This is a genomic window from Mesorhizobium metallidurans STM 2683 (assembly GCF_000350085.1).
In the GTDB taxonomy this organism is placed as follows: domain Bacteria; phylum Pseudomonadota; class Alphaproteobacteria; order Rhizobiales; family Rhizobiaceae; genus Mesorhizobium; species Mesorhizobium metallidurans.
In genome coordinates this window covers 1-16167 of sequence record NZ_CAUM01000176.1, presented here as the reverse complement: position 1 = coordinate 16167, position 16167 = coordinate 1, and the positions used below count along the sequence as shown (strand labels likewise).

Here is a 16167-nt window from a genome sequence, read left to right as displayed (position 1 = left end):
CATGTCGAGAGTGATGTTTTCCAGCTTGATGCCGAGGTCTTCGGAAATCATCTGGCCTGATGTGAGCACGGCGATGTCTTCCAGCATCGCCTTGCGGCGGTCACCGAAGCCCGGCGCCTTGACTGCCGCGACCTTGAGGCCGCCGCGCAGCTTGTTGACGACCAGCGTCGCCAGCGCTTCGCCTTCGACGTCCTCGGAGACGATCAGCAGCGGCTTGCCGCTTTGCACCACGGCTTCGAGGATCGGCAGCAGCGCCTGCAGGTTGCCGAGCTTCTTTTCATGGATGAGGACGTAAGGATCCTCCAGCTCGACGCGCATCTTCTCGGCGTTGGTGACGAAATAGGGCGAGAGATAGCCACGGTCGAACTGCATGCCCTTGACGACGTCGAGTTCGGTTTCGGCGGTCTTGGCTTCCTCGACGGTGATGACGCCGTCATTGCCGACCTTGTCCATGGCCTTGGCGATCATGGCGCCGACGGTGTCATCGCCATTGGCGGCGATCGTGCCGACCTGCGCGATCTCGCTTGAAGATTTGACCTTCTTGGCTCGGGCCTGGATTTCCTTCACCACGGCGGCGACGGCCTGGTCGATGCCGCGCTTGAGGTCCATCGGGTTCATGCCGGCGGCAACGAGCTTGGCGCCTTCGCGCAGGATCGAAGCGGCCAGCACCGTCGCTGTCGTCGTGCCGTCGCCGGCGAGGTCGTTGGTCTTCGAGGCCACTTCGCGCACCATCTGGGCGCCCATGTTCTCGAACTTGTCGGCAAGCTCGATTTCCTTGGCGACGGCGACCCCGTCCTTGGTGATGCGCGGCGCGCCATAGGCCTTGTCGATGATGACGTTGCGGCCTTTGGGACCGAGCGTCACCTTGACGGCGTTGTTGAGGATTTCGACGCCGCGCAGCATGCGGTCGCGGGCATCGGTGGCGAATTTGATTTCCTTGGCAGACATGATTTTACGTCCAGTTCAGTCTAGAAATTAGCAGAGCGCAAATCGCCCGGTCAGGCGGCTTTCTTGGCCGCTTTGGTCTTCTCGACGATGCCCATAATGTCGCTCTCCTTCATGATCAGGAGATCCTCGCCGTCGATCTTGACCTCGGTGCCGGACCATTTGCTGAACAGGATGAGATCGCCGGCCTTGACGTCGAGCGGGATCAGCTTGCCGCTCTCATCACGTGAGCCTGGGCCGACGGCGATCACTTCGCCTTCCTGAGGCTTTTCCTTGGCGGTGTCGGGAATGATGATTCCGCCTTTGGATTTGTTGTCGCCTTCAGCGCGCCGAATGACGACGCGGTCGTGGAGTGGTCGGAATTTCATTGGGGGTTCTTTCTGCCGCCGCACATAGAGCGACTGCGACACTTACCATAGTCCCTTTGGCACTCGAATGATAGGAGTGCCAAATTTTCCAGGCTTGCCTGGCGACGCGTCGGCGCGTTCATTCACCTGCCAGCAATCGCCCTGAAAATCGTACGCGGCCTTTATCAACCAAAGACCGCAATATCGTTGTGATCTATGGCTTTTCATGCGATTCTTCAGGCGGATCTGAAGGAGGTGAGAATGCCTGAAATGCTTGCAGCGCTTTCCAGCATCCGGACTGTTGAAGAAATGATCGCGGCCTTCCGGGATGAGCAGCATTGCCGTCGGTTGCTGGAAAGCATGGTGTGGCCGGAGGGGAGGATCTGCCCAGCCTGTGGTTTCAAACGCTCGATCGCGATAGCCGGCCGCGACGTGGGCAAGCGGCGCGCCCGACCAGGTCTTTATCAATGTTCCAGCGGCGATTGCCGGTTCCAGTTCACGGTGACGACACACACGCCTCTGCACTCCACGAAGCTTCCCTTGCGTGTTTGGCTGAAGGCCATGTGGCTGTTACTGCAATCCGACAAGGGCTTGTCGTCGGTGCGCCTGGCCGAGGCGCTCGGGGTGAGCCAGCCAACAGCCTGGCGGATGGGACATGCACTGCGTCTCATGGTGGCACGGGAGAACATGCTCGCCGGCACGGTGGAGATCGACCATTTCCATCTCGGCGGAAGGTCCAGAAAGAATCCCGACGACCCGCCTCCGGGCCGCGGCCGGAAAGGCCAGGCGAATACGGACAAAACGCCAGTCATGGCAATGGTGCGGCGGCCGACCGACGTCAGGCCTGGCGCTCTGGCCGGTGACGCGCGTGCGGCGGTCGTGACCGATCTCTCGGCGCGAGCAAGCGAACGCGTCATTGAAGCGCAGATCGAATCGGGAGCTCATTTGATGAGCGACGAGTGGAAGGCATTCATGGCCATTGGTGAGAGCTTTGCCAAGCACGAGACCGTGAAGCATTCCAGCGGCGAGTATGTTCGCGACGCCGTCCACGTCAATTCGGTGGAGGGCTTCAACTCCCGCGTCCGCCGTACCATCGCCGGCGTCTTTCATCATATCAGCCCGCAGCATGCCGACCTGTATTTCCACGAGATCGGCTTCCGATGGTCGCAGCGCGTCGTCACAGGAAACGTCATTCGTAAAACCGGGCATGGCCGGGAGAGCGTGCGAACCCTGTGGTCGCGCGTGCCGCCTGCACTGCAATTGACGAATGTTTTTCGCACAGCCACGGGTCGTCAGATGCGCCGAATCCCGTATGGCGGCATCATTATCAAATCAGCCGTAGCGGTCTTTGGTTGATAAAGGCCGCGTACGATTTCGCACTGCTCTTGTTCTGACCCCTATAGCGGCCACATGTTCCTGTTTCGCGGCAAGCAAGGTGGCTACCTCAAGGTGCTCTACTACGATGGCTCCGACCTCTGCCCGTTCGCCAAGCGGCTGGAACGGGGCAAGTTCGTCTGGCCGTCGATCGTCGACGCCGCCTTGACGTTGACGCCCGCGCAGCTGGCGCTTCTGATCGAAGGGGCTGGATCTACTTGACGTTGCTTAGGAGGATTTTGATACGAAAGGGATCGTCGTAACTTCGGCAGCCAGTTTGCCGTAAGGAGTCTCGATCGTCACCCTATCGCCCTCTTTGATTTCCGAGTCGACGATGGCGATGCCGAGACTGCGGTTCAGGGCGAAAGAATGTGCCGCCCAACGAACTTCACCCACGCGGCCCTTATCGTTCCTGAGGCTCCAGAACCACTCCAGGCGCGGAACTTCGGCCTCAATAAAGAGGCCGACGGAGTGCCGTTTGACGCCGGCGGCTTTTATCTTCTTCAAAGCCTCCTTGCCAACGAAGTCCACCGGCTTATCGAGATGCACGAACTTGGAAGCGATGTCCTCTAGCGGGTTAATGCCTGACCCCATGTAATAGTTGAAGTCGGTGACGCCACGTTCGATTGCGCGATGCCAGATCGGCCCGGTCACCTTCAGCCCGTAGGGTTCGCCGGCCTTCAAAATCGCGTCCCAAATCGCAGGGCCGTCAACGGAGCTCACCAGCGGCAGAACTTCGTAACCGAAACCGCCGCTCCAACCGGTGCGGGAAACGACGGCATCGTATCCAGCGACCTTCGTGACGACGCACTTATAGTTCTTGAGATCATTGAGATTGGCTTCGGTGATTGGATCCAAAACTTCCTGGGCGAGAGGTCCTTGCACCTGCATTGGCGCGATGTCTGGCTCGGAGACGTCCACGTCCCATTTGCTATTCATCGCGATGCCGCGAGCCCAGAAAGTGACATCCGCGTTGCCGTGCGAAAGCCAGATAGTATCGTCAAAGGGTCGAAAACAGACCGGGTCGGCCATGAGTGTGCCATCGTCATGGCAGATCAGAGCATACATGCAGTCGCCGACAGCCATTTTGGACATGTCACGGCAGGACAAATAGTCGAAGAAGGCGAGAGCGTCCGGTCCTTTGATCTGCGTCTGGCGCTCAAGGCCGACATCCCACAAAGTTACGTCCTCGACTAGAGCCGCATAATCCTCGTAGGGCATACGGCTGTAGATAGTCGGGAAATGCATATTGTTGTAGACGGTCCACTCCTGACATTCTGCGTCAACTGTCTTCTGCCAATATGGCGTGCGACGATTGAACATCCACATGCGCTGCCGCTCCTCGGGATAGAGGGGACGTCGATCGAAATGCTCCGTCAGGCGCAAAATCTGACCGTCTCTCATCTCGACGGCGGCGACCAAATGGAAGTCGGTCCGCACCTGCGCACCGTTGATCTTTCCGCCGGCGCCAACAACGGCCGCTTCAAAAGAGGCCTCGATATAGCCCTTGTCACCGGCGTCGACGGAATTGCGGATTGTTGTCGAGACGTCTTTCTGCGCGTGCGAGAGGATGCGCAACTGTTTGCGTATGGCGTCGCGACCCGCGGCTGGCTTTTCGATATTCGGCGCGTCGAAGACTCCGTCATCGGTAAAAAGCGCGGCCATGGCATCGTAATTTCCTGCGGCGTAGGCATTGCAGAACGCCTGGAATGCAGCGGTAGGTGTCATTTATCAATTCTCCCAGATAGCGCTTAGCTTGCGCAGTGAAAACATCAGAGAATAGTCTTGTCTGACCAGAGCCTGTAGTAACGAGCATCAAAGTACAGACTCAGTCTCCTGAGATTTCCACTATCCGTTTCGGCGACGATGCTCAGAGGGTGCGTGTCTCTCTGACCGCTAACGCGCTCGATTGATAGCGTTCCGTCTGCGATAGAGACGCTATTGTTGGCGGCCGGCGGTGAAATCTCGAACGCGGCCGTTTTGATCGTGGAGAATGATTGTTCGTGTCCTGCGCGGATCTCGGCCTGGCCGACTAAACGGTTGGGCTTCAACATAGGAATCTCGATAAGAGACCCCGACGCAGTCGTCTTCTCAATGAAGCCCGCGTCTTTCGACTCAAACGCTCCCACATAGGCCAAGAGCGCTTCAGTCGGACTGTGAAAGGGCGCGGAGCCTGACAAGCATTTTTTCTGTGCCGTGATATAGGCGGCGTGGGCGTCAGAGCTTCGGTTCGGTGCCTTTGAGGACATTCTTACGCTCCGCGTTTTCTCTAGGTGGAAACAGTTGCTGTAATGCGAGCTAGGGTGGTATGGTTGAATTGCTTCGGTCAAACGATGATTTTTCATCGCATAGGATAACCTTTGATTATGCCAAGCCTGCGCCAGCAACTGCCCCCCCTGGACGCTCTCGTGATGTTCGATGCCGCTGCACGTCACATGAGTTTCACGCTTGCAGCCAATGAACTGAACGTCACGCAGGCAGCTGTCAGCAGACAGATTCGAAACCTTGAGCAAAATCTTGGAATCCGGTTGTTCACCCGCGGGCATCGTAACGTCGAACTTTCCCCGGAAGGGCGGATGTATCAGCACAGCGTACACTTGGCCTTGGCGCATATTTGCGATGCCACGAACGAGATACGCAACGTGCCGCAGGCAACATTCGTGGTCGCGACAGATCAAGCAGTCGCCGGACTCTGGCTTCAGCGAAGACTGCCGACGTTCTTCGGGTTGAATCCGGAGATATCGGTGAGACTTATTGTGTCAGACAAGGAGGATTGTTTGCGCGAGCGTGTCGACGTCGCGATCATACATGGCAATGGACACTGGCCAGGTTTCAAATCGCGGATGCTGTTCCCAGAAGAGATCGTACCGGTCTGCAGCCCTTCGTGTATCGAGAAGTATGGGCCAGTCAGCGGGCCGCAGTCATTGATGAACTTCCCGCTCATTGAGCATGAAGACGAGCGTTGGGATTGGATGAACTGGCGCGTCTGGCTCAGCATGAATAATGTCGAGGTCCCGCGAGAGCACCACAAACTGCTTATAAATAATTATGCTCTAGTAATTCAGGCTGCGGAGGCTGGCGACGGCGTCGCTCTCGGCTGGAGGTATGTCATAGACGACTCCTTGAAAAGCGGGCGGCTGGTCAGTCCTGTCAACCAGTTCGTAAAGACGAAGCTCGGCTATCATGTCGTCATGCATGAGACGGAACATATCAACCCAGCCGTAGAAAAGTTCTGCAACTGGGTGTTCTCGACCTTTGAGGCCGACAGACAGAATGGGGTTCCGACAGCGGGAACTCGTTGACCTGCTCGCATGGAATGCCAACCCGGACGGCTGCTTTACTGCATCCCATGTTTGCTTGTGTGCTTATCGGTCGTGAATTCGGTCTGGGTAGCTCGTGGGCAGCGCTGTCCACCCCAGGGCTGTAGATCCGCGGTGCCGCTCCTTTGGACCGCGTTGGCTGCGATGGCGGATGGGACGCCATCGCGACCCTTTTGATGCGCGACAGCGATTCAGCGACGGCGAAAGGTGTGGGTTTCCTGTTCCACCATCGGGAACTCAAAAATCCGGCAGGGCCAAAGCTCGTGAAGTCAAGGTCGGGCTTAGCTTCCACAATTTCCCACTGGATTCAACATTATCGCAGGAAGAGCCACGTGAGCCCGACCACCGTCGCCGTCTGACTATCCGCTTTTGCTCAAGACCGACACAGCTGCTCTTCCAAGTAAAAGCCTTCCTCGATCGCCGACGAGGCGCACGATGGCATCATCGTTCGGGAAGATTCCGACGGCCCCGGTGCGCCGCTTGATCTCGCCGTTAAGACGTTTGTTCGGTTAGTCGAGCTTGGCGCGTGTTCCTTCGGGAGGGCATGTAGGCCAACACGTCGGGCTCGGCATTGTCCGTGATCGTCGCCACCTTTGGGGCCTTCATTTGGATCTGGTCGACGACGGCGCGTCATTGTAGGGACGCGGCCCAGGGCGCAATCCTGCTCGAAGAGAACGATGAATGGCAGTGCTGTGGAGCCCGCTACATGACCTTGGAAGAGTCGGCCAACTGAGCATAATCCCTCGTCAGCCTGCCAGCCGTGGCGCGCTGATCAGCCTGACCCATGCCGGATAGCACGGCGACCAAAGCAGTCAGCTACACCAGGCCGCGGCGCTCGATCGCCACCTCTAACATAACCGGCGGTAATGCTGGGGCCCAAGAAATCCTTGCTTGTAGCCTTCTCACATCACGTTAACTTGTCTGCGGCAGCGAAAGAAGCCACTCGAATGAAGGGTCGAAGAATGTTTAGTGCACTGAGACTGTCAGCCGTGACGATCGCTCTGTCCCTTGTGGGAACCTTAGCCATGCCGCCAGCTTATGGGGCGTCTATTCCTGAAACGAAGGAGCCGATTAAGCTCACGCTTAATGAATGGACGGGGCAGCACGTCACTACCAAAATCGCTGGAATTATTCTTGAGCGCATGGGTTACAAGGTTGAGTACGTGACGGCAGGCTATCTGCCTCAGTTTACGGCGCTCAGCGACGGCACAGCAGACGCTGCTCTTGAGATATGGCTAAGCAACATCGGCGAAACGTGGCCAAAGGCAAAGGAATCCGGCAAGGTCGTTGAGGTCGGCGACCTCGGTCTCAAGGCTCGCGAAGGTTGGCTATATCCTTCTTACATGAAGGATATCTGTCCAGGATTGCCGAATTGGGAGGCGCTTAAGAGCAGTGCCTGCGCGCAGGCGCTGGCCACCGCGGATACGCTGCCGAAAGGTCGCATCTTGGACTATCCTCCAGACTGGGGCTCGCATAGCGAGGCGATGATCAAAGGTCTCGATCTTCAACTGCAGGCGGTGTCCGCGGGCAGCGAGGGAGCGCTCGTATCGGAATTGAAGGCAGCGGCGGTTAAGAAGACGCCCATTATTGCGATGTTCTGGTCGCCGCACTGGCTCTTCAACGAGCTCGATCTCGAGTGGGTTGAGATGCCTAAGTATGAGCCCGCGTGCATGGATGATCCGAAGTGGGGTCCAAATCCGAATGAGGTAGGTGACTGTGCACTGCCCAATTCAGAAATTATCAAAGTCGCTTGGTCTGGAATGGAGAAGAAATGGCCAGCGGCGTATCGGTTTCTGCAGAGCTATCAGATGACTGATGAAGAACAGATCCCGATGATTTCGGCGATTGATGTCAACAATCTCACGCTCGACGAGGTAGCTCAAGCCTGGGTGGAGAAGAACAAGGATACTTGGCAGAAGTGGGTCGACGCCGCGGTTAAGTAGTCCATTGCGGTTAGGTGTCGGCGCGTCGCTCCAACAGCTAACGCCCCAACAGCTGACATCGGCGCTTCGCTCTTCGAATGGAAGGACACGGTATGACTTACTTCCTGGACGACCAAGTTGGGTCGGCCAAAGATCGCAAGGTCAAGCTTTCCTGCCGTAACATTTGGAAATGCTATGGCCCTATGGACAGCGGCATCTATCAAATGCGCGACACTCCGGAGCGCGCGAGTGCCGTCGCGGCATTGCGTTCGTCGGGCTGCGTGCCGGCAGCCATCGACGTCTCATTCGACGTGCATGCCGGTGAGATTTTCGTCATTATGGGGCTCTCCGGCTCTGGCAAATCAACAGTTATCCGTTGCCTGTCGCGGCTCGTGGAGCCGAGTTATGGGGAGATCCTTTTCGACGGCGAGGATCTCCTCGAGGCCAGTCCCAAACGGCTCATCGAAATCCGACGTCGCAGAATGGGAATGGTGTTTCAGAGTTTTGGCCTGCTTCCCCATCTGACGGTCCTTGAGAACGTGGCATTTCCCTTGAGGGTGCAAGGCGTCGACCGTCAGAGGCGTGAAAGTCGCGCGTCAGAAATGATCGAGCTGGTAGGGCTAAAGGGCCGCGAGTGCGCTTTCCCTGCGCAATTGTCGGGAGGACAGCAGCAACGTGTCGGCATCGCTCGGTCACTAGCTGTCGAGCCAGAGCTTTGGTTCCTGGATGAACCATTCTCGGCTCTAGACCCGCTAATACGTAGGCAGATGCAGAACGAGTTCTTGCGCCTGCAGACCTTGCTGAAGAAAACGATCGTTTTCATCACTCACGATTTCTTGGAGGCTATACGGCTCGCGGATCGCATCGCGATCATGAAAGACGGGCAGATCATCCAGATCGGAAGTGCGGCGGAGATCGTTCTGAAGCCGGCGAACGACTACGTGCGAGAGTTCACGCGCGATGTTCCGCTCGCTCACGTCCTGACGGTGGCGGATGTGATCGAGCCTTATCGAGGGCACTTGCAGGCGACGCAGTCATGCGGTGCCGACATGTCCTTATTGGATGCAATGCCTTCCTTCGCTGGAAACCCGGAGGGATTCGCCGTCACAAACAGCTCCGGCGCGATCGTCGGAGAAATAACCGCTTCAAAGGTCCTGACGATCTTTGCCGAAAGCCAAGAGCGAACACGCTGAGAGATCGATTCAAAGTGACCCTTACCAATAGCCACGCTCTTCCTCTTCAGCCAAAGCCGCGTAGCGCCACTTTGGTCGCTTGGACCGCTGTAGGCCTGACCAGCATGCCTCTCTTCTATTTCCAACACGATCTGACATGGCTCACCAATACGGCAGTCTGGCTAAAGGGTCCGATAGAACGAGGACTGAACCTCGTTATGGACATGTTTGTCGCCAATTTCTCCTGGGCGTTTGGTGCGATCTCATGGTTGCTGTCGTGGCCATTGACGGAATTGCAAGGCATGCTGCAATGGCTCCCTTGGTCTGTGACATTGGTGGCCTTCACGCTTGTCGGCTTCGCCGCGGCCGGTTGCAGACTGGCGATATTCACTGCCGCTTCGCTATTCTACATGGTAGCGACAGGATATTGGCAAGAAAGCATGAATACCTTGGCTCTTGTTGGGGTAGCAGCCCCGCTCGCCGCCGGGGTCGGCTTTGGAATGGGTGTTCTAGGTTACCGGTCAGGGGTAGCTCGTCGGGTTCTGATTATCTGCCTCGATTTGATGCAGACCGTGCCGGCATTTTCTTATCTGGTGCCGCTTCTCCTGCTTTTTGGATTTGGCCCTGTCGTAGGGCTGATCGCAAGTGCGATCTACGCCTGTCCCCCGATGGTCCGGAACGTGATGCACGGACTCGCGTCTGTTCCAAGTGCGTTGGTTGAATCCGGAGAGATGTCAGGCGCTACGCGGTGGCAGTCTTTCTGGTGGGTAAGGGTTCCCGCGGCGCTGCCGCAGATTATGGTCGGAGTGAATCAGACGATTATGGCCACTCTTTCGATGGTGATCATCGCCTCAGTAATCGGCGGATTCAACGATATCGGCTGGGAAGTGCTGTCAACAATGCGGAAAGCGCAGTTTGGGCAGAGCCTGATGTCGGGCATGGTCATCGCGCTAATGGCGATGATTTTGGATCGCATCTCGGCAGGCTTCGCGAGCCATGTTCGCAGCACCGTTAACACTCCAACCGTCAGCCGGAGTAACGCGCTAGCTGCCTCCGCACTCCTGCTGCTCGCCCTGTTCGCTGCGTCCATGCTCTTTCCCGCCATGCGACAATGGCCAAGCGAGTGGCGTGTCTATCCGGCCGCCCAGATCAACGACTTTTTGAGCTACACGGTTTCGCGTTACGGCTGGGTCTTCGCTGAGATCAAACAGATTGTGAACTTCTGTATACTTCTGCCGCTCAAGATCGGTTGGCTGCGGCTCTTTGATGCAACAGGATACACTATTTCTCCCGTTAACCAAGCCGCGTACTGGGTTGCTGTGCTGTGCGCGATGCTGCTGGCGAGTTTCGCTTGGAAAGGGCGCGGCGCCGTTCTGGTCGCACTGGTTGCAGCAGCCTGCTTCTTTGGGCTGACCAACATTCCCTGGCCTGTGCTGTTCATGGTGGTCGGCGTCGCAGCCTGGCAAGCCGGGGGGGTCGGTACTGCCGGCTTCTCTCTTGCAGGGATGTCGTTTATTCTTATGACCGGTCTTTGGGGGCCGGCGATGCTGTCCCTTTACCTGTGCGCTGCCGCCGTCGCGTTATCATTTGTCGTCGGCGGCGCGCTCGGAGCTTTGGCCGCCTCCAACGATCGATTTTCCGCTTTTATACGTCCTGTAAACGACACTCTACAGACCATTCCCCAGTTTGTTTACCTCATCCCTGTCATCTTCCTGTTCCAAGTCGGCGACTTTTCGGCTCTTATTGCAATTGTCGCTTTTTCGATCGTGCCGATGATCAGATATACTGAGCACGGCATTAGGAGCATCGATCACGAAATCTCGGAGGCTGCCATCGGAATGGGTTGTAGCACCCTACAGAAACGATTTCAGATTGATCTGCCGATCGCATCGCCCGCGATCATGCTTGGCCTCAACCAGACAATTATGTACGCGCTGTCGATGCTCGTGATTGCGGCGCTCGTGGGTACCCGCGATCTTGGCCAGTCCGTGTATATAGCATTGACGAATGCCGACACAGGCGCCGCGCTCACCACCGGATTTAGCATAGCAATCATCGGCATGGTTGCGGACCGCATCATTCAGGCTTGGGCCAAGAAAAGACAACGACAGCTCGGTCTTCAAGAGATCAGATCAGCATGACACGATAGATCGATGGTCTTAGCGTCCTTGAGAATGCAGCGTTGGATGAAGACATCATCGCAAAAGTCGAGGGCGCATCCGAAGCGACTGAGGAGCCGATTGTCATGTATTTGAAGATCTCGAATGTATCTGACGAAACGGCGTCGATTCGAACCTATTCCTTAGTGAATGCATCGGCAGGAGTGCCGCTGCCGGAGTTCTCAGCTGGGTCACACATTATCGTGCGGGTGACCGGGTCCACATGGAGGCAATACTCGCTGGTAAATACCCCAGGCTTATCGGATCATTACTTGATCTCTGTACTCAGGGAGCAGGAGGGACGAGGTGGGTCGCAATGGATACATGAAAACTGGAAGGTGGGGGATATTATAGAGACAGATGGGCCCGCCAACAATTTCAAACTCGACGAATCGGCTGGTCGAGTGATACTTATCGCCGGTGGCATCGGTATCACGCCGATTCTGTCGATGGCGAGACGGCTGCAACAGATCGGAACCGAGTATCACTTGTACTACTGCGCGCGTTCGGTCGAGGAGACCGCGCACTATGCAGCGATCGTAAATTCGACTCTAGGCAGGAATGTAACGTTTATTCATAACAAGGGAACAAAAGGCGGGCGTTTGGATGTGAGCGGACTGTTGAGTGATCGCAAGGAAGACTGCCACGTGTACGTGTGCGGTCCACACGGGCTTGTGGAGGCCGTCAAGGGCGCGACGCGAGGCTGGCCTCCGGAAACGGTGCATTACGAGCTGTTCGGGGCGGATCCGAGTGCAATACGGTGTCGCGAAGGTGACTCGGAATTTACGGTGACAATCGGAAGCACCGGAGAATCGTTTGCCGTGCCCGCGGGCCGATCGATATTGCGGGTACTGGCCGACAACGGTGTGAAGGTATCAAAGCTGTGTGAGGAGGGGTATTGCGGGTCTTGTCTGACCCCGGTGGTGAGCGGCAAGCCGGACCACCGGGACAGTGTGCTGACGCAGGCGGAACGAAACTCTGGAGAGCTAATTGCCTTGTGCTGCTCGCGTGCAGAGTCCGAAAATCTGATTCTGGACCTGTAACCCCTGGGGCGATCCCGGTTCAGCTCTCAGGCGCCGACGGGCCGGAGAACACAAGGCTCGCGTAGTCTCCGGCATCAGACTGTCGATGGTGGCTGCCGGTCTTCACCTATGCCCGTCTGTATCTGGTCGCGCTACGCGCCACCGACGAGCTCGTCTCGGTGTCGTCGAATGCGGTCCGCCAGACGTAAGCGCCTCGCCGATCGCCTATGGATTTGGGCTTGACGTTTTCCGGAACCGCCAGGGCATGAGTTCCTCGATCTGGCTCTGTGGATGGCCGTTGATGATGGCGTCGAGAGTTTCGGCGAGGTAGGCAACGGGATTGACGTCGTTGAGCCTGCAGGTGGCCACGACGGATGAGAGCAGTGCCCAGTTTTCGGCCCCGACTTCATGGCCAGCAAACAGAGCATTTTTTCTGGTCAAGCATACTGGACGGATGGCGTTTTCGACTGGGTTGGTGTCGAGCTCGAGCCGGCCGTCGTCGAGGAAGCGGGTGAGCCCCTCCCAGTGAGCGAGCCCATAGCGGATGTCTTCGGCCAACCTGGAGCCGGAGGAGATCATCGACAGTTGCTTTTCGAACCATGGTTTCAGGGCGGCGATGATCGGCCTGGAATAATCCTGTCGAGCGGCAAGCCGGACTTGAGGCGATGCGCCGCGCACTGTTGCCTCGATGGCGTAGAGCGCCGCGATCTGGCGTATCGCCGCTTCGGCGATCGGGGACTTGGTGTTGCGCGCCAGCTTCACAAACCGTCGGCGCAGGTGGCTCCAGCAATGGACGAGCAGCCACGGTCCTTGCGGCCGTTCCAGGCGTGTCAGCCGGTCATAGCCCTCATAGGCGTCAACCTGCAGGAACTGTCCGCCGAAGCCTTGAAGGAAGCGTTCGGCATGGTCGCCGCCGCGCCCGGGCGCATAGTGGAACAGCACGATAGGTGGGCCTTGGCCACCATGGCCGCGATCATCGGAGGCGATTGCCCAGAAGAAGCCCTTCTTGACCTTGCCGCGTCCGGGATCGAGCACCGGCGCGGTGGTCTCGTCCATGAACAGGCGATCCGCGTCAGCCAGATGCCTGCGCATGTGCTCGGCTATCGGCTTGAGATGGAAGCAGGCCCGGCCTGCCCAATTGCCCAGTGTGGCGCGATCCAGTTGGATGCCCTGGCGGGCGTAGATCTCGGCCTGCCGGTAGAACGGCAAATGATCACCGAACTTGGCGACGATGACCTGGGCGATCAGCGCCTCGGTCGGCAGGCCGCCGGGCACGATATGCTCGGGCGCATGCGCCTGCACGACCGCGCCCGAGCAGCGCCGGCAAGCGTATTTCGGGCGGCGCGTGACCAGCACGCGCAACTGCGCCGGGATCGCGTCGAGCCGCTCGCTGACATCCTCGCCGATCCTGGCCATCTCGCCGCAGCCGCAGGGGCACAGCGTGCTCTTGGGCTCGATGATCCGTTCCACTCGCGGCAGATGAGCCGGCAAGTGACCACGGTTGCGCAGGCGTGAACCGGACGCGCCGTCCGAACGACCCTGGATGACCCGCTGCGCCCTTTCCTGCGCGGCGTCGAGCACGCCCTGCGCGATCTCCACGTCTTCGAGCGGCAGGTGGTATTGGTCGGGATGCAGCTTCTCGGACCTGGCGCCGAACTTCTCGTGATTGAGTTGACCGACGATGGTCTCCAGGCGACGCCGCGCCTCCTCGGATTCAGCCAAGGCAGCCTGGTGCTCGGCCAGGGTCGCTTGCGTCTGGGCCAGGAGCGCCTTCAAACGCTCGTTCTCTTCCTGGAGAACCGTCAGATTCATGCGCTAAATCAACCACATGATCTCCGAGAACGCCATCGGAGACAACGCAGCTGAGTCACTGTGCCACACTCATCCGGCCAATTGCGGACGCCGTGCCCGCTCGGGGCGAACCAGTCTCCAGTCCAGCCCTTCGAACAAGGCCGCGAACATCGCCGGCGACATGCGCATCACCCCGTCGCGAACCTGCGGCCAGACGAACTTCGAGCCCTCGAGCCGCTTGTGAACGAGCACAAGGCCGGTGCGATCCCAGACCAAAATCTTGATCCTGTCAGCCCTTTTGGCCCGGAAGACGAAGGCCGCCCCACAGTATGGGTCGAGGCCTAGCATCTCCTGCACAGCCAATGCCAATCCGTCCATGCCGCGCCGGAAGTCAACCGGCCGGGTCGCCACGTAGATCTTCAGATCGGCGCCCGGTGCAATCATCGCGAGGCCCGAACCGCACGGATCACCTGCGCCAGATGCTCGAGGTCAACCGCCGTTCGGATCACCATGTCGTCGATCACGATTTCCACCTTCGCTGGCGTCAATTTCGGTGGCCTCATCGTCCGCTTAGGCGCCGATGATTCTTCCACCATCAGCGGCGCGAACATCGGCGCCATGCTTTCTGGCAGTGCCAGTTGTCCCTGACGAAGGCGACGCCGCCAATCGTAGATCTGCCAGCGGGTCGCGCCATGCTTGCGGGCGACCGCCGCCACCTGCACCCCCGGCATCAGGCTCTCGGCCGCAATCCGGGCTCTGTCGGCCTCGGAGCGAACCCGCCGTCCAGTTGGACCTTCCAGAACCTCGAGCCGGCCTGCATAGCCAGCTGTTGAGACGTCCAAATGGACGTCGATTTTGCCGTCTGCTCCCATGTAGGCCCTCCGTCTCTCGCGATCGGGGGATTCTTGGCACATTCACCTCATGCGCCGCACGAGGGGAGCGGCGTGGCGCTTACCGCCAGACTGACGGTCCGCGGGCGAAATAAGGCCGACGGCCCACCGCGCGCGTCCTGACGCCGGCGGTAACGACTGACCGTTCGGCCGAGTGTTCGTCCAGGGCGCGCACGGCGTCCTGCGCTGCCTGCTCGCAGGTATCCCGAGCCCCAACTGTAGCAGTGGTCACTGTTTCTCGAAGAGCGTGCGTGACCGGCTTCACGCACTCATGCACCAAAGGAGGCAAGCCCATCGACGATGTCGTGCAATGGTCTATTCAATACCTGCAATTATCCGCGGCAAGCGGGGTCGACGGCGAAGCGGCCGCCATCAGACCGGCAACAATGACGAGGACGGTGCCCACCAGCATCAGGACACCATAGGGTTCGCCCGCAAACAATGCTGCCGAAACGGCGCCAGCGGCCACCTCCGTCATCATAAAAATCCCGAGCCGTGTGGGCTCCAGGAGGCGCGCAGCCCACAGGAACCCGGTGAGCGCGACCGCCCACCACCCGACCCCAATAATGATGATGGCCGGAATACCGGTGCCGTAGTCGATTGAATGCCCGGTCTCCAAGCTGGGGGCCGCCATCACGCATGCCAACAGTACGGCTGACAGAAATGCGCCGACGCTGAAGACGAAGTTGCTGCTGTAAGAGTCGAGACGTGAGTGTATGTAAATGCCCGTGCTTGCGATCGACCACAGAATGCCACCACCGAGGCCGAGCCAATCGCCGACCTCTTGCGGCAACGGGATACCGGTGTTGTTACCCTTGAGAACCAGGAATATTCCGACCATCCCGATTACGATCGCCGCGTAACGTGTCAGCGAAGTCTCCTGTTTGAGCCATAGACGTGCGATCAGAACGCTCCAGACCGGCGTAAGGTAGTACAGGACGACCGCCGCGACACTTCCATACAACAGGCCGGCTGCATACAGCGCGAAGGACGCCCCGCCGAGACCAGTAGATATGAGCGCGTAACGGTTGGATGAGTAAAGCGATGTCCGGTAGCGCCAAGCGGCGGGCGCCAGAACCACGCAGGCCACAATCACGACGTAGACGGTTCCCCAAACGCCAGCGCCAGTGGATGCTTCCACATAGCGGGCCGGTATCCAGTACAAGCCCCACATGACGGGGACGAGGAGCGCAACCGAGTGCGCTGTAATCAAATTTCGCGTGGC

General features: G+C 58.5%; 15 protein-coding genes and 1 pseudogene. 7 read left to right on the top strand and 9 right to left on the bottom strand.

All coding sequences use genetic code 11. From position 1 onward, the window contains the following. Together groEL and groES are read right to left on the bottom strand one after the other, a co-directional pair. Positions 1 to 948 (bottom strand): chaperonin GroEL (groEL, locus tag MESS2_RS29270; RefSeq protein WP_040594324.1); only part of this gene is annotated, 948 nt, incomplete at its 3' end. Between the two features lie 50 nt (positions 949 to 998). Beyond that, positions 999 to 1313 carry a co-chaperone GroES gene (gene groES / locus MESS2_RS29265; RefSeq protein WP_040594322.1) on the bottom strand — a complete coding sequence of 105 codons (315 nt, stop codon included), beginning with the start codon at positions 1311 to 1313 and terminating at the stop codon, positions 999 to 1001. Between the two features lie 240 nt (positions 1314 to 1553). Between groES and MESS2_RS29260 the strand changes: the two genes are divergently transcribed. Continuing rightward, on the top strand, positions 1554 to 2648 hold the full coding sequence (locus MESS2_RS29260) for an IS1595 family transposase (RefSeq protein WP_008878307.1): 1095 nt from the start codon (positions 1554 to 1556) through the stop codon (positions 2646 to 2648). 15 nt (positions 2649 to 2663) lie between these two features. Beyond that, entirely contained in the window at positions 2664 to 2888 is a 225-nt protein-coding gene (tnpB, locus tag MESS2_RS29255; protein ID WP_280113343.1) for an IS66 family insertion sequence element accessory protein TnpB, read from the top strand. Positions 2889 to 2894: 6 nt separating this feature from the next. Here the strand turns inward: tnpB (MESS2_RS29255) and MESS2_RS29250 are convergent, their stop codons facing one another. Both MESS2_RS29250 and MESS2_RS29245 read right to left on the bottom strand, forming a co-directional pair. Then, positions 2895 to 4394: a nuclear transport factor 2 family protein gene (locus tag MESS2_RS29250; RefSeq protein WP_008878305.1), complete on the bottom strand. Its 1500-nt coding sequence runs from the start codon at positions 4392 to 4394 to the stop codon at positions 2895 to 2897. A 44-nt stretch (positions 4395 to 4438) separates the two neighbouring features. Beyond that, a complete protein-coding gene (locus tag MESS2_RS29245; RefSeq protein ID WP_008878303.1) occupies positions 4439 to 4915 on the bottom strand; it encodes a hypothetical protein in 477 nt (158 codons plus the stop codon). A 117-nt stretch (positions 4916 to 5032) separates the two neighbouring features. On the opposite strand from MESS2_RS29245, the gene MESS2_RS29240 reads away from it, so the two are divergent. Then, entirely contained in the window at positions 5033 to 5968 is a 936-nt protein-coding gene (locus tag MESS2_RS29240; RefSeq protein WP_008878302.1) for a LysR substrate-binding domain-containing protein, read from the top strand. A gap of 437 nt (positions 5969 to 6405) precedes the next feature. Here MESS2_RS29240 and MESS2_RS34295 read toward each other — a convergent pair. Then, positions 6406 to 6495 (bottom strand): annotated as a pseudogene (locus MESS2_RS34295) (transposase); the annotation flags it as partial. Between the two features lie 516 nt (positions 6496 to 7011). On the opposite strand from MESS2_RS34295, the gene MESS2_RS29235 reads away from it, so the two are divergent. The 4 genes from MESS2_RS29235 (at position 7012) to MESS2_RS29220 (ending at position 12282) form a co-directional block, all read left to right on the top strand. Beyond that, positions 7012 to 7929: an ABC transporter substrate-binding protein gene (locus tag MESS2_RS29235; protein ID WP_244440117.1), complete on the top strand. Its 918-nt coding sequence runs from the start codon at positions 7012 to 7014 to the stop codon at positions 7927 to 7929. Between the two features lie 92 nt (positions 7930 to 8021). Beyond that, positions 8022 to 9101, top strand: a complete 1080-nt coding sequence (locus tag MESS2_RS29230) for a quaternary amine ABC transporter ATP-binding protein (protein ID WP_051069191.1) — start codon at positions 8022 to 8024, stop codon at positions 9099 to 9101. A gap of 197 nt (positions 9102 to 9298) precedes the next feature. Beyond that, the gene (locus MESS2_RS29225) at positions 9299 to 11221 is read left to right on the top strand and encodes an ABC transporter permease (protein WP_244440116.1); all 1923 of its coding nucleotides are present in this window, start codon (positions 9299 to 9301) and stop codon (positions 11219 to 11221) included. A 41-nt stretch (positions 11222 to 11262) separates the two neighbouring features. Continuing rightward, positions 11263 to 12282, top strand: coding sequence for a PDR/VanB family oxidoreductase (locus MESS2_RS29220; RefSeq protein WP_008878297.1), 1020 nt, complete (start codon positions 11263 to 11265; stop codon positions 12280 to 12282). A 204-nt stretch (positions 12283 to 12486) separates the two neighbouring features. On the opposite strand, the gene tnpC is transcribed toward MESS2_RS29220, so the two are convergent. From tnpC to MESS2_RS29200, 4 genes are all read right to left on the bottom strand, one after another. Further along, positions 12487 to 14073, bottom strand: a complete 1587-nt coding sequence (tnpC, locus tag MESS2_RS29215) for an IS66 family transposase (RefSeq protein ID WP_008878296.1) — start codon at positions 14071 to 14073, stop codon at positions 12487 to 12489. A 69-nt stretch (positions 14074 to 14142) separates the two neighbouring features. Then, positions 14143 to 14496 carry an IS66 family insertion sequence element accessory protein TnpB gene (tnpB, locus tag MESS2_RS29210; RefSeq protein ID WP_008878295.1) on the bottom strand — a complete coding sequence of 118 codons (354 nt, stop codon included), beginning with the start codon at positions 14494 to 14496 and terminating at the stop codon, positions 14143 to 14145. After that, the gene (tnpA, locus tag MESS2_RS29205) at positions 14493 to 14924 is read right to left on the bottom strand and encodes an IS66-like element accessory protein TnpA (RefSeq protein ID WP_008878294.1); all 432 of its coding nucleotides are present in this window, start codon (positions 14922 to 14924) and stop codon (positions 14493 to 14495) included. The genes tnpB (MESS2_RS29210) and tnpA overlap by 4 nt, the downstream gene beginning before the upstream one ends. Positions 14925 to 15261: 337 nt before the next feature. Beyond that, the coding region (locus tag MESS2_RS29200) for a DMT family transporter (RefSeq protein ID WP_157357895.1) at positions 15262 to 16167 on the bottom strand (906 nt) is incomplete at its 5' end.

What these genes read in the sequence shown, in the direction of transcription:
- groES (WP_040594322.1), bottom strand. Translation starts at nt 1,313, where the DNA reads ATGAAATTCCGACCACTCCACGACCGCGTCGTCATTCGGCGCGCTGAA.
- MESS2_RS29260 (WP_008878307.1), top strand. Translation starts at nt 1,554, where the DNA reads ATGCCTGAAATGCTTGCAGCGCTTTCCAGCATCCGGACTGTTGAAGAA.
- MESS2_RS29250 (WP_008878305.1), bottom strand. Translation starts at nt 4,394, where the DNA reads ATGACACCTACCGCTGCATTCCAGGCGTTCTGCAATGCCTACGCCGCA.
- MESS2_RS29245 (WP_008878303.1), bottom strand. Translation starts at nt 4,915, where the DNA reads ATGTCCTCAAAGGCACCGAACCGAAGCTCTGACGCCCACGCCGCCTAT.
- MESS2_RS29240 (WP_008878302.1), top strand. Translation starts at nt 5,033, where the DNA reads ATGCCAAGCCTGCGCCAGCAACTGCCCCCCCTGGACGCTCTCGTGATG.
- MESS2_RS29235 (WP_244440117.1), top strand. Translation starts at nt 7,012, where the DNA reads ATGCCGCCAGCTTATGGGGCGTCTATTCCTGAAACGAAGGAGCCGATT.
- MESS2_RS29230 (WP_051069191.1), top strand. Translation starts at nt 8,022, where the DNA reads ATGACTTACTTCCTGGACGACCAAGTTGGGTCGGCCAAAGATCGCAAG.
- MESS2_RS29225 (WP_244440116.1), top strand. Translation starts at nt 9,299, where the DNA reads ATGGACATGTTTGTCGCCAATTTCTCCTGGGCGTTTGGTGCGATCTCA.
- tnpC (WP_008878296.1), bottom strand. Translation starts at nt 14,073, where the DNA reads ATGAATCTGACGGTTCTCCAGGAAGAGAACGAGCGTTTGAAGGCGCTC.
- tnpB (WP_008878295.1), bottom strand. Translation starts at nt 14,496, where the DNA reads ATGATTGCACCGGGCGCCGATCTGAAGATCTACGTGGCGACCCGGCCG.
- tnpA (WP_008878294.1), bottom strand. Translation starts at nt 14,924, where the DNA reads ATGGGAGCAGACGGCAAAATCGACGTCCATTTGGACGTCTCAACAGCT.